The organism is Bradyrhizobium sp. WYCCWR 13022, from assembly GCF_030435535.1.
GTDB lineage: Bacteria > Pseudomonadota > Alphaproteobacteria > Rhizobiales > Xanthobacteraceae > Bradyrhizobium.
The window spans coordinates 1,116,063-1,128,970 of record NZ_JAUIZJ010000002.1 but is presented as its reverse complement, the minus strand read 5'-3'; the positions used below and the strand labels follow the sequence as shown (position 1 = coordinate 1,128,970).

The 12,908-nt window shown below is 64.4% G+C and carries 12 protein-coding genes; 6 read left to right on the top strand and 6 right to left on the bottom strand.

Going from position 1 to position 12,908, the window contains the following annotated elements; all coding sequences use genetic code 11:
* Window positions 1-2: 2 nt before the first annotated feature.
* From QY049_RS06600 to QY049_RS06575, 6 genes are all read left to right on the top strand, one after another.
* Window positions 3-833, top strand: coding sequence for a flagellar motor protein MotB (locus QY049_RS06600; RefSeq protein ID WP_194476492.1), 831 nt, complete (start codon window positions 3-5; stop codon window positions 831-833).
* Window positions 834-1,007: 174 nt separating this feature from the next.
* Complete coding sequence (locus tag QY049_RS06595; protein ID WP_258762122.1) at window positions 1,008-2,906, top strand: potassium transporter Kup; 1,899 nt, start codon at window positions 1,008-1,010, stop codon at window positions 2,904-2,906.
* Between the two features lie 156 nt (window positions 2,907-3,062).
* The gene (locus QY049_RS06590; RefSeq protein ID WP_194476490.1) at window positions 3,063-4,991 is read left to right on the top strand and encodes a potassium transporter Kup; all 1,929 of its coding nucleotides are present in this window, start codon (window positions 3,063-3,065) and stop codon (window positions 4,989-4,991) included.
* A 159-nt stretch (window positions 4,992-5,150) separates the two neighbouring features.
* A complete protein-coding gene (locus QY049_RS06585; RefSeq protein ID WP_194476489.1) occupies window positions 5,151-5,477 on the top strand; it encodes a rhodanese-like domain-containing protein in 327 nt (108 codons plus the stop codon).
* A 7-nt stretch (window positions 5,478-5,484) separates the two neighbouring features.
* Window positions 5,485-6,666: an aminotransferase gene (locus QY049_RS06580; RefSeq protein ID WP_301269210.1), complete on the top strand. Its 1,182-nt coding sequence runs from the start codon at window positions 5,485-5,487 to the stop codon at window positions 6,664-6,666.
* 6 nt (window positions 6,667-6,672) lie between these two features.
* Window positions 6,673-7,785 carry a polyamine ABC transporter substrate-binding protein gene (locus QY049_RS06575; protein ID WP_258762119.1) on the top strand — a complete coding sequence of 371 codons (1,113 nt, stop codon included), beginning with the start codon at window positions 6,673-6,675 and terminating at the stop codon, window positions 7,783-7,785.
* A gap of 180 nt (window positions 7,786-7,965) precedes the next feature.
* Here the strand turns inward: QY049_RS06575 and QY049_RS06570 are convergent, their stop codons facing one another.
* The 6 genes from QY049_RS06570 to QY049_RS06545 form a co-directional block, all read right to left on the bottom strand.
* The gene (locus QY049_RS06570) at window positions 7,966-8,898 is read right to left on the bottom strand and encodes a lipid A biosynthesis lauroyl acyltransferase (protein ID WP_258762118.1); all 933 of its coding nucleotides are present in this window, start codon (window positions 8,896-8,898) and stop codon (window positions 7,966-7,968) included.
* A gap of 13 nt (window positions 8,899-8,911) precedes the next feature.
* Complete coding sequence (locus QY049_RS06565; protein ID WP_194476485.1) at window positions 8,912-10,189, bottom strand: beta-ketoacyl-ACP synthase; 1,278 nt, start codon at window positions 10,187-10,189, stop codon at window positions 8,912-8,914.
* A 104-nt stretch (window positions 10,190-10,293) separates the two neighbouring features.
* On the bottom strand, window positions 10,294-11,499 hold the full coding sequence (locus tag QY049_RS06560; RefSeq protein ID WP_194476484.1) for a beta-ketoacyl-ACP synthase: 1,206 nt from the start codon (window positions 11,497-11,499) through the stop codon (window positions 10,294-10,296).
* Entirely contained in the window at window positions 11,496-11,966 is a 471-nt protein-coding gene (locus QY049_RS06555) for a 3-hydroxyacyl-ACP dehydratase FabZ family protein (RefSeq protein ID WP_194476483.1), read from the bottom strand. The genes QY049_RS06560 and QY049_RS06555 overlap by 4 nt, the downstream gene beginning before the upstream one ends.
* Window positions 11,967-11,976: 10 nt before the next feature.
* Window positions 11,977-12,264: an acyl carrier protein gene (locus QY049_RS06550; RefSeq protein ID WP_007592476.1), complete on the bottom strand. Its 288-nt coding sequence runs from the start codon at window positions 12,262-12,264 to the stop codon at window positions 11,977-11,979.
* A 232-nt stretch (window positions 12,265-12,496) separates the two neighbouring features.
* Entirely contained in the window at window positions 12,497-12,841 is a 345-nt protein-coding gene (locus QY049_RS06545) for a hypothetical protein (protein WP_258762116.1), read from the bottom strand.
* Window positions 12,842-12,908 lie beyond the last annotated feature (67 nt).

The following is a 12,908-nucleotide window of genomic DNA, read 5'->3' as shown; positions in this document are numbered from 1 at the left end:
AGATGGCCAAGAAGAAGCGCGGCGATGCTCACGGTGGCGGTCACGGCTGGTTCGTGACCTTCGCCGACCTGATGGGCCTGTTGATGAGCTTCTTCGTGATGCTCGTGGCGTTCTCGACCCAGGACGCCAACAAGCTCAAGGTCGTCGCCGGCTCCATGCGCGACGCCTTCGGCGTCCAGAGCGAAGCGCGCTACGCCGGCATCATCGAGTCCGATGGCCTGCCGACCCGCCCACGCCTGAAGAATGTCGATCACATCGAGCCCGAGGACGCCTCCAACACGCCGACGCCGGATCAGGAGGATCGCGACCGCACGCAGGGTGCGAAGATGAAGATCGACCGCAATTTCGCGCTCGCTGCGGCCTCGTTGCGCCAGGCGTTGCAGGACATGCCGGAACTGACCGAGATGTCCAAGCACATCATGTTCGAGGAGACCAAGCAGGGTCTCAACCTCGAGATCGTCGACCAGGACGGCCGCTCGATGTTCGCAGATGGTTCCAAGGTGCCCTACGACCGCACCCGCCGCCTGATCGAGAAGCTCGCGGTTCCGCTCAAGGCGACCCCCTTACGCGTTTCGATCGCAGGCCACACCGCGGCCGGCTTCGTGCCGACCCGCAGCGATTACGGCGCCTTCGACTTGTCGGCCGACCGCGCCAATGCGGTGCGCCAGATTCTCGAGCGCGAGGGCCTGCCGCCGTCGCACATCTTCGCCGTCTCCGGCAAGGCGGACACCCAGCCGCTGTTCCCGGACGATCCGTCGCTCGCCGCGAACCGCCGCGTGACCATCACCTTGATGCGTGAAGATCCGCCGCTGCCTCCGAACTTGAAGCCCTAAATTTTCTTGCGCTACCATCTTACCTGAGGCAATCAGTCGCGCAGGCGAAGAACGTGGCCGCCTCGTCACTACATCCGCCGTGGCGCCTGCTATGGTGGCTGGCCGATTGACAGGTGCGCTGGAAGCGTCAAAAGGCGCCGGATCAATTCCAGGGACGAAGCGTTTTCCACCCTCATGACGGCGAGCATCACATCGGCTGAGACCCAGGAAGGCCCGGTCACCTCGGGCTTTTGGGCCCTTACGCTCGGGAGCATCGGTGTCGTGTTCGGCGACATCGGCACCTCGCCACTTTACGCGTTTCACGAGGCGGTTCGAGGCGCGGCCCACGGCGAGCCGGTGACACGGATCATGGTGCTCGGCGTGCTGTCGCTGATCCTGTGGGCGCTGCTGATCGTCGTCACCGCCAAATACGTTCTGCTGCTGCTGCGCGCCGACAATAACGGGGAGGGCGGCACCCTCTCGCTGATGGCGCTCGGCCAGCGTGCGCTGGGGCGGCGGAGCTGGTTCCTGCTCGCGCTCGGCGTCGTCGGCGCCTCCATGTTCATCGGTGATTCCATGATCACGCCGGCGATCTCGGTGCTGTCGGCGGTCGACGGCCTCAAGCTCGCAACGCCCGCGTTCGAGCATTATGTCGTTCCGTTGACGGTGCTGATCCTGGTGCTGCTGTTCGCGGTGCAGAGCAAGGGGACCGCGCTGGTGGCCTCGGCCTTCGGGCCGGTGATGGTGATCTGGTTTGCCGTCCTGGCGGTGCTTGGCGTCATCCACATCGCCGACGATCCCACAGTGCTGGCTGCGATCAATCCCTATTACGCCCTGCAATTCCTGCTGTCGCACGGCACGATCGGCCTGGTGACGCTCGGCGCCGTCTTCCTCGCCGTGACCGGAGGCGAAGCGCTCTATGCCGATCTCGGTCATTTCGGCCGCAAGCCGATCCAGTCGGCCTGGATGTTCTTCGTGCTGCCGTCGCTGCTGATCAACTATTTCGGGCAGGGCGCGCTGGTGCTGTCCAACCCAGGTGCGATCGAGCATTCGTTCTACCGCATGGTGCCCGAGCATCTGGTGCTGCCATTGGTCGGGCTTGCAACCGCGGCCACCGTCATCGCCAGCCAGGCGGTCATCACCGGCGCCTATTCGCTGGTCTATCAGGCGGTGCAGCTTGGGCTCCTGCCGCGTTTCGAGGTGCGCTACACCTCCGAAACCCATGCCGGCCAGATCTATCTGCCGCGCGTCAACCGGCTGCTGTTGATCGGCGTGATGCTGCTGGTGCTGTTGTTCCACACGCCCAGCAACCTCGCTTCGGCCTATGGCATCGCCGTCTCTACAACCATGGTCGCCGACGGCATCATGGGGTTTGTGGTGATCTGGAAATTGTGGAACTGGAAGGCCGCGACCGCTGCGGCCGTGATCCTGCCCTTTGTCATGGTCGACATGACCTTCTTCAGTGCCAATCTGCTGAAGCTGCTCGAAGGCGCCTGGGTGCCGCTGCTGTTCGGCGTGGCGATGGCGGGGACGATCTGGACCTGGCGGCGCGGCTCCGGGATCCTGATTCAGAAGACACGCCGGATCGAGGTGCCGCTGGACGACCTGATCCGCAGCCTGGAGAAGCGGCCGCCGCACATCGTCAAAGGCACGGCGGTGTTTCTCACCAGCGATCCCGCCTTCGTGCCGACCGCGCTTCTGCACAATCTCAAGCACAACAAGGTGCTGCACGAGCACAACGTCATCCTGACCATCGAGACCGCGCACACGCCGCGGGTCGATCTGTCGGAGCGTTTCCGCATGGAGAAGATCAGCGAGAAGTTCTCGAAAGTCCGCCTGCGCTTCGGCTTCATGGAGCAGCCAAACGTGCCCAAGGCCCTCGCGATCGCGCGCAAGCAGGGTTGGCAGTTCGACATCATGTCGACGTCGTTCTTCGTGTCGCGGCGCTCGTTGAAAGCCTCGGCCCAGTCGGGCATGCCTCTCTGGCAGGACCATCTGTTCATCGCCCTCAGCCGCTCCGCCAACGACGCCACCGACTACTTCCAGATTCCGACCGGGCGGGTGGTTGAAGTTGGAACCCAGGTCACCATTTGAGGGCTTCCATGGGAGCGCAATTTGCGGACCTATGTGAATTTTGCATGCCAAGGGCCCAGAATCGGGCTAGGCTATGCCGGCAGCGCAGGACTATAAGCCGCGCGCTCTCTTCAGCCGTTGTGCAGTGAAGCATTTTTAGAGGCCACCAGGCTCTCCATGACAAGTGACGTAGCAGTTCCCGCCCCGGAAACGGCGGCGGCCAATGGGCATGGCGATGCCCACACCACCGCCGGTTTCGGCGCGCTGACGCTCGGCAGCATCGGCGTCGTCTATGGCGATATCGGCACCAGCCCGCTCTACGCGTTCCGCGAGGCGGTGATCGCGGCGTCCGGCGCCGAAGGCGCTCCGACCACAGTGGCCATTCTCGGCGTGGTCTCCCTGATCCTCTGGGCGCTGATCGTCGTGGTGACGCTCAAATACGTCGTGATCCTGCTCCGCGCCGACAATAACGGCGAGGGGGGTACGCTCGCTCTGATGGCGCTGGCCCAGCGAGCAGTCGGCACCCGCGGGGCGACCATTGTCATGCTTGGCATCATCTCCGGCGCCCTGTTCTACGGCGACGCGGTGATCACGCCGGCACTTTCGGTGCTGTCGGCGATCGAAGGCATGAAGGACGTCACCCTCACGTTCGAGCCTTACATCGTTCCGTTGACAGTGGTGATCCTGGTGGTCCTGTTCGCCGTGCAATCCCGCGGCACCGCCCGCGTTGCGGCATTCTTCGGACCCGTCATGTGCGTCTGGTTTGCGGTGATCGCTGTGGCGGCAATCCACCCGATCATCGCGCAGCCGCAGGTGCTGTTTGCCCTGAACCCCCTCTACGCCGTGTCCTTCATGCTGCATCATGGCATCATCGGCTTCGTGACGCTGGGCGCGGTGTTCTTGGCGGTCACTGGTGCCGAGGCGCTCTATGCCGACCTCGGCCATTTCGGCAAGCGGCCGATCCAGACCGCTTGGCTGTTCATCGTGCTGCCGTCGCTGGCGTTGAACTATCTCGGGCAGGGCGCGCTCGTGCTCGCCGATCCCGCCGCCATCGAGAGCCCGTTCTTCCAGCTGTTTTCGCAAGGCTGGATGCGCGGCGGCATGGTCGTGCTCGCGACTGCCGCCACCGTTATCGCAAGCCAGGCCGTCATCACCGGCGCCTATTCGCTGACGCGGCAGGCGATCCAGCTCGGCCTGCTGCCCCGATTCGAAATTCGCCATACGTCGGAAGCCCATTCCGGCCAGATCTTCATACCGCGCATCAACCAGTTGCTGCTGGTCGCGGTGGTGCTCCTGGTGCTGTTGTTCCGCTCGTCCAGCGCGCTGGCCTCGGCCTACGGCATCTCCGTGACCGGGACCATGGTGGTCACGGCCATGATGGGCTTTGTCGTGATCTGGAAGGTATGGCGGTGGTCGCCGTTCGCCGCCGCCGCCCTGATCGCGCCGTTCCTGTTCCTCGACCTGACCTTCCTCGCCGCCAATTTGCTGAAGGTGTTCGAGGGCGGCTGGGTGCCGCTCGCGCTCGGCTCGCTCATGATCATCATGATGTACACATGGCGGCGCGGCAGCCGGCTGCTGTTCGAGAAGTCGCGCAAGCTGGAGTTCCCGCTCGCCGACCTCGTGGCGATGCTCGAGAAGCGGCCGCCGCAGCGGGTGCCCGGAACCGCGGTGTTCCTGACCAGCGATCCCCTGAGCGCCCCGACCGCGCTGATGCATAGCCTGAAACACTACAAGGTGCTTCACGAGAAGAATGTCATTCTCACCATCGAGACCGCGCAGACCCCGCGCATCGATCCGGCCGAGCGCGTGAAGCTGGATGCGATCAGCCCCACCTTCTCCAAGGTGACGCTGAAGTTCGGCTTCATGGAATCGCCGAACGTGCCCAAGGCCCTCGCCATCGCCCGCAAGCTCGGCTGGCAGTTCGACATCATGTCGACCTCGTTCTTCCTGTCGCGGAGGGCGCTCAAGCCCGCTGCCCATTCGGGCATGCCACGCTGGCAGGACCGGCTGTTCATCTCGCTCAGCCGCTCGGCGAACGATGCCACCGACTATTTCCAGATCCCCTCAGGGCGCGTCGTCGAGGTCGGTACGCAGGTGACGATCTAGGCAGGCAAGCCAAAGCCGCGCTTCAAGTCGCTGCGATTTAGCTTTAACTTGCGCAAGGCAGCTCAAGCCTTTGTAGCGCTTGATTTTCGCATGCCGAGAGGCGAGGTTGCCCGCCGGCCGGGATCGCCCGGCGAGCGACCCGCGACGTTGGAGGATGATGTGGCAAATCAAGTTCAGGATCTGACCCCCGAGGAGGTTTCCAAGGGTGCCGCGGAGGGCCGCTATCTGCTCGTCGACGTCCGTGAACCGAACGAGGTCCAGGCCGAGGCTTACCCTTACGGCGTGGTCGTCCCGCTCTCGACCTTCGATCCCAAGGCCATCCCCGATCCCCAAGGCAAAGAGGTCGTGTTCGCCTGCCGCTCGGGCAAGCGATCGGTGACCGCCTCGCTCGCCGCCCAGGCCGCGGGCCTGCCCTACGACAAGCATCTGGCCGGTGGCATGCTGGGCTGGAAGGCGGCGGGGCTTCCCAGCAAGGTCGGCGGCTAACTCCGAGATGACGACCAAGAGCTCCTCGCTGAACAAGGTCTTCGCCGACCTTCCCGTCACCATCTTCGAGGCGATGTCGCAGGCCGCACGCGACAACAACGCCATCAATCTCGGCCAGGGGTTTCCCGACGATCCCGGCCCCGAGGACATCCGCCGCGCCGCGGCCGACGCCTCGCTCAACGGCTACAACCAGTATCCGTCGATGATGGGCATCCCGGAGCTGCGCCAGGCGATCGCGACCCATTACGGCCACTGGCACGGCCTCGAGCTCGATCCGATGAGCGAGGTGATGGTGACATCAGGCGGCACCGAGGCGCTGACCTCGGCGATCCTCTCGGTGGTGCAGCCCGGCGATGAGGTCGTCTGCTTCCAACCCGTCTATGATTCCTACCTGCCGATCATCCGCCAGGCCGGCGGCATTCCGCGCCTGGTGCGGCTCGAGCCGCCGGGCTGGCGGCTGAATGAGGACATGCTGAAAAGCGTCTTCAATTCAAAGACCAAGGCGGTGCTGTTCAACAATCCACTGAATCCGTCGGCGGTGGTCTATCCGCGCGAGGACCTCGAGCTGCTGGCACGCTACTGCCAGGAGTTCGACGTCATCGCGATCTGCGACGAGGTCTGGGAGCACGTCACCTTCGACGAGCACAAGCACATTCCGCTGATCACCATCCCCGGCATGCGCGAGCGCACCATCAAGGTCGGCTCGGCCGGCAAGATCTTCTCGCTCACGGGCTGGAAGATCGGCTTCGTCTGCGCAGCGCCGCCGCTGCTGCGCGTCGCCGCCAAGGTGCATCAGTTCCTCACCTTCACGACCGCGCCGAACCTCCAGGCCGCCGTCGCCTATGGCCTCGGCAAGCCCGACGAGTACTTCCTGTCGATGCGCAAGGACCTGACGCGGAGCAGGGACCGCCTGACCAAGGGGCTCGAAAGCCTGGGCTTCCCCGTGCTGAAGTCGCAGGGCACCTACTTCCTGACCGTCGACCTGTCGCCGCTCGGGCTCAACGAGAGTGACGCCGAGTTCTGCTGGCGGATCGTGAAGGACTACAAGGTCGCCGCGATCCCGGTCTCGGCGTTCTACGAGCAGGACCCCGTGACCTCGGTGGTCCGTTTCTGCTTTGCCAAGAAGGATCAGACGCTCGACACCGCGCTGGAGCGGCTGTCGGACGCGATACGCGGACGCAAGAGGTAGACCGAGATGACGAACGTCGGCCGCTTGGGGCTTTGCCTTGGTTTTGCAATCGCCGCCGCGCTGACGTTGCTCTCGCCCCCCGCCGGGGCCGAGGAGCGCGTCGTCAACTTCTACAATTGGTCGAACTACATGGCGCCCGATGTCCTTGATGACTTCACCAAGGAGACCGGCATCAAGGTGGTCTACGACACCTTCGACGCCAACGAGACGCTGGAGACGCGCCTGATGGCCGGCAAGTCCGGCTACGACGTGGTGGTGCCCACCGCCTACTTCCTGCAGCGCCAGATCAAGGCGAACATCTTCCAGAAGCTAGACAAGTCGAAGCTGCCGAACCTCGCCAACGCCTGGCCGATGGTGACGAAGAATCTCGCGACCTACGATCCCGGCAACGCGTTTGCCGCAAACTACATGTGGGGCACGACAGGCATCGGCTACAACGTCGCCAAGGTGAAGGAGATCCTGGGCGCGGATGCGAAGATCGACAGCTGGGACATCGTCTTCAAGCCGGAGAACCTCGCCAAGTTCAAGGACTGCGGCGTGCACATGCTCGACTCCGCCGACGACATCTTTCCGGCGGCGCTGAACTATCTCGGGCTCGATCCGAACTCGACCAAGCAGACCGACCTCGAGAAGGCCGCCGACGTGGTCGCCAAGATCCGCCCCTTCGTGCGCAAGTTCCACTCGTCCGAATATTTGAGCGCGCTCGCGACCGGCGAGATCTGCTTCGTGGTCGGCTGGTCCGGCGACATCATGCAGGCGCGCGCTCGCGCGGCCGAGGCGAAGAACGGCATCGAGATCGGCTACGCCATTCCGAAGGAGGGCGCGCAGATGTTCTTCGACAATCTCGCGATCCCTGCGGATGCCAAGAACGTCAAAGAGGCCTACGAGCTGATCAACTACCTCTACCGCCCGGATGTGGCCGCCAAGAACTCGGACTTCCTGTCCTACGCCAACGGCAACCTCGCCAGCCAGAAGCTGGTCGATCCGAAAATTCTGAACGACAAGAACATCTATCCGGATGACGCCACGCTCGCAAAACTGTTCGTCATCACCGCCCGCGATCCCGCCACCCAGCGCATCATCAACCGGCTCTGGACCAGGGTGAAGACGGGAAGGTAGGGGCGCGGCCGGTCGCAGCACCGGCCCGGCCACTCAAATCCGCAAAACAACCCCATGCACAGTAGAACCGTGACCGGAGGGTTGGCGGCGCTGGCGGCGGCTAAGTCGTGACGCGAACTGGTCGAATCGGCGCCCGCGCGCAAAGTCACCGTCGCTTCGCTGTCGGCAGAGCCTTGTGCCTTACCGCCATCGCCGGTGCAGCCACAACCACTGCTCGGGATATTCGCGCACCCAGCCTTCCACCACATCGGTGATCGCCTGCGTCGTGCCCTGGATGTCGATCTTGCCCTCGGCATCGCGCACCGGCGGGATCTCTTCGGTGAGCTCCGCGCGGAAGCGGTAACCGGGAAGACGGATGATGCGGACGCCGTGGATGGGGCATTCGACCTGGCGGAGCAGGCGCGCCAGCATCGGGTTGGCGCGGGTCTTGCGGCCGAAGAAGGTGACCTCGACGCCGCCGGTCAGATACTGGTCGATCAGCATGGCGACGTGCTTGCCGTCCTTGAGCGCCTGCGCGAGCCGTAAGGGGGCGTCACGGCCCGCCGGGATCAGCGTGCCCATGTTGACCTGACGCATTTCCTCGATGATGCGGTCGGCGGACGCAATGTTCGGACGGCGGTAGAGGATCGCGGTGTCGAGCCCGTGCGCGACGGCGGCGAGCGCCGGCAATTCCCAATTGGCCAGATGCGACGCGAAGATCAGCGCCGGCTTGCCGTCGTCCCTGAGTTGATCGTGCAGTTCGACGGTGCGCGGCGGAAGCTCGATCCGGCTGCGCTCCGGATGGGCGCGGTCGTAGTCCCAGATATGATCGATATGGGCAAACTCGGCGCCGACGCGACCGAGATTGTCCCAGACGCCCATCAGGATCTGCTCGATCTCGTCCGGCGACTTCTCGGGAAAGGCTGCGGTCAGGTTGGCGCGACCGATGCGATGCTCGCGCAGGCGCGGACCGATCGTCTTGGTGACGCGCGCGAAAAAGTCCGAAGTCTTGACCGGGTCGAAATAGCGAGTCGTGCGCAGCATGCCGACGGTGGCAGCGCCGATCAGGCCTCCGCCGATCGATTTGGCTGCATTCCGCGCACGAATCTTCGTGCTGATGGGAATCAGCGCCATGGCTTGCGTCCGGTCAGGCCGGTTCGCGGGTCAGGATCAGCGAGGCGTTCTGGCCGCCGAAGCCGAACGAGTTCGACATCACGGCGGTGACGCGGGCGTCGCGCGCCTTGTTGCCGACCACGTTGAACAGGATCGTGGGATCCGGCGTCTCGTAGTTGATGGTCGGCGGAATGCGCTGATGCTCGAGCGTCAGCAGCGAGAAGATCGCCTCGACCGCGCCTGCGGCCGAGATGGTATGGCCGACCATCGACTTGTTCGACGTGACCGGAATCTTCTGCGCGAGATCGCCGAACACGGCCGAGGTCGTGTTGAACTCCATCTTGTCGTTCTCGGGCGTCGCGGTGCCGTGCGCGTTGATGTGGTCGATCTGGTCCGGGGTCATGCCGGCATCGGCCAGCGTCTTGTTCATGCAGCCGATGATCGGCTTGCCGTCGGGCGAGGAGCGGGTGCGATGGAAGGAATCGGTGAGTTCGCCGCAGCCGGCGATCACGCCGAGAATCTTCGCGCCGCGCGCGGTGGCCGCCTCATAGCTTTCGAGCACGAGGGCGCCTGCGCCCTCTGCCATGACGAAGCCGTCGCGGTTCTTGGAGAAGGGGCGGGAGGCCGCCTGCGGCGGATCGTTCTGGGTCGACAGCGCCGAGAGCAGCGAGAAGCGCACCAAGGCTTCCGGATTCACGGTGCCGTCGGTGGCGACGCAAAGTGCCGCATCCGTCTCGCCGCGGCGGATCGCCTCGACGCCGAGCTGGATCGAGGTGGCTCCGGAGGCGCAGGCCGTCGACAGCGAGATCGGCGAGCCCTTGGTGCCGAAGGTCTCGGCGAGGTGGGCTGCGACCGAGCCGAACATGAAGCGGTGGTGATAGGCGGTGTACTTGCCGCCGCCGGAGATGCGCAACAGATCGTCGTAGGTGAAGTCGGGCGAGCCGACGGCGCGGCCGAGCTCGCGGCGCTGCGGCCACTCGACCTCGACCGGTGCGACCGCGAGGAAGAGGGGGCCCGGAAAATCGCCCTTGGCGCCGATGCCGGCCTGCTCGAGGGCTTCCTGGGTGACCAGCTCCGCCATGCGTTCGGACAGGCCGGTGGAGGAGAACGGATCGACGCTGACGAAATCGACCGTGCCGGCCATCGTGGTCTTCAGGCCGTCGACCGGAAAGCGCGTGATGGTGCGGATGCCGGATTCGCCCGCGACGAGCTTCGACCAATTGTCGGCCTTGCCGGCGCCGAGCGAGGTCGTGATGCCCATGCCGGTAACGACGACAACGGGACGCCCGAGTTTGTCGCGTGGTGCAGTCATGTCGATCGTCCCCAGATAGAGCTAGAGCATGATCCGGAAAAGTGTGACGCGGTTTTCCGACCAGATCATGCTCAAAACAACAACCGGCTAAAGCGCTGCGCGCTCTAGCTTATCGCCTCGACCAGCGCCATGCCTTCGCCGCGCCAGTGTCCGGCTCCCACCACGACAATCTGGGTGGGCGCCCCCTGCATTTCAATCTCGGTGCCGGTCGAATCGTTCGGCGGGAACAGCGCACCGCGCGAGATCGAGAGCGCCGCGAGCGCAATCCCGAGCGGGAATTGCGTTTCCATGGTGTGCCCGAACATCGTACCGGTGGCGCGTACCGGGAAGTCGGCGTGCTTCTTCAGGAAGTCGCGCTCCTCGGACGTTGCCGGCTCCGCGCCTGTCGCGCCCGAGATGATTGCGCCCTTGCCGTCGCGCTTGGGCAGCTTGTCCCAGAGCTTGTCCAGCGTCGCTTTCATGTCCCCGGACTGCTTGCGGCGGGCGAGATCCGTCACCACGCTCGACAGCTTGGCGTAAGGCTTGGCACCGCGCGCTTCTGCATGCGCCTTGGATTCCAGCACCAGAAACGCGCCGGCTGAGCCGAGCGCGAAGCCGGCGTGGTCCTTGCGCGCCCACACGGGGGCGAACTTGTCCTTCAGGTTGAAGTCGCCGAATTCGTAGAGGACCAGGAGGTCCTTGCGCTCGCCATTGTGCGAGCCGCCGACCAGCGCAATGTCGCTCTCGCCCGAGGCGATGCGCGACAGCGCGATGCGCAGCGCATCGGCGCCCGCAACCTCTTCGCCCATGAAGGTGCGCGAGGTGCCGCCGAGACCGTTGACGATGGCAATGTTGCCGGCGAGCAGATTGGAGAGCTGCGCCAGAAACAACGTCGGCCTGAGATCGCTCATCAGCCGCTCGTTGAGGAAGCCGGGTGCATTGGCGCCCTTGGCTTCGGCGTTGAGCACGCCGGTGTCGACATTGAGGTCGCGCTCGCCGCCGCCGGCGGCCACCACCATGTCGATCTTGGACAGGATGTCCTTGTTGCCCTTGATACCGGCCGAGTCGAGCGCGAGACCCGCGGCATAGACGCCGATGCGCTGCCAGGCTTCCATCTGGCGCTGGTCGCCTTTCTTCGGGATCTGGCTGTCGAAGGACACGGGCATCAGCGGATGCACGATGAAGGGCGCAAAGCCCTTCTCGTCGACATTGGTGCGCTTCTCCTGGAGCGCGGCCCAGTTGGCGTCCAGACCTTCGCCGAGCGAGGTGGCAAGACCAATACCGGTGATCCAGACTTCCGTCTGGCCCGGCTTCGAAGCGGTGTCAGTCATGGCGAGACGGCCTGTTGCGGAAAGCCGACGCGTTGCGCGACCGCGTCCATGTATCCGCGCATATCAGCATTGGGGAAGGGGATCAGCGTGAAGGTGAGTGTCGAATTCGCGCGCAGCTTGCCGCCGACCCGGATCTTGGCCTCGGTCATGGCATAGCCCGAGCCCTCATGGGCCACGCTCGCCTCGAGGGTCATCAGGTCACCCGGAAACACCGAGCCGCGCACCTTGGCTTCCTTCACGGCGGCCAGAATCGGCATGCGCTCGAACTTCAAGACGCCAAGCAGGAGAAAGCCCGAGGCCTGCGCCATCGATTCGATCAGCAGCACGCCAGGCATCAGGGGATAGCCCGGAAAGTGCCCCTCGAAGATGGTGCTCTCCTGGGGGACCTGGGCCTCGACGACGATCGTCTTCTCGTCGACCTTGAGGTCGACGATGCGATCGATCATGTGGAAGTATTCGAGTTGCATGATCGCCCGATTAGGCGCTCGCGCCCTTGGCGGCAACCAGCTCGTCGATGCGCGCGCACAGGTTCTTCAGCACGAAATACTGCTCGGTGGTGGCCTTGCCGTCGTTGACTTCCTGCGTCCACTTTTCCAGCGGCAGCTTGATGCCGAACTGCTTGTCGATCGCGAACGCGATGTCCAGGAAATCGAGGCTGTCGATGCCGAGGTCATCGATGGCGTGGCTATCCGGCGTGATCGTGTCGCGCGGGATGTCGCAGGTTTCAGCGATGATCGTAGCGACCTGATCGAATGTAGAGGACATCACTAAGCCTTTGATATATTGCAGGTATTTTTCAGATATCCCAGAGTGGCACGGTGGGTGGGCATCGCGCCCCAAATGACGCCCTCTAACCCCCCTCTGGATGGGTCGAGAGCCCGTATATCGGAGCGCCGCCCTGAGTTCAATGGAGCCGGACAGGGCCGTGGACAGGCCTGGGGACGCCGGTCCGGAGCGGTGTCCACCGGGGGGCACGGCCTTGGGGCCGGGGTGAGGCCTAGATGTGCGGCGTCGTGATCTTGACGCAGTCCCGACGGCCCATCAGCACGCAATCCTGGGTCCGGCGCAGATCGGCGATGCTGACGGCGAGCCAGATCCCGATTGCGGTCAGCGCGATGGTGAAGGCGAGAGCGGCGATATTGGCGAGCATGCGATGGCGGAAATCGTCCGGCTCCTCGCGCGGCTGCTCGTAGCGAGACAGGTCGAGCGGTTCGGGCGTCGCTGCATGCAGTGGCTGTACGATACCGCTGCCCCGGTGGACCACCGGAGAGGGCGTCGTGCGCGGCCTGAACTGGAGCACCCGGTGCTCGTCGTCCGAGGTTATGGGCCGCTGGGATTTCATGGGGCGGGGATTACTCCGAAGCAGCGATTTTTAGATAGCATAGGCAACACAGTCGTTGCAGAAAATC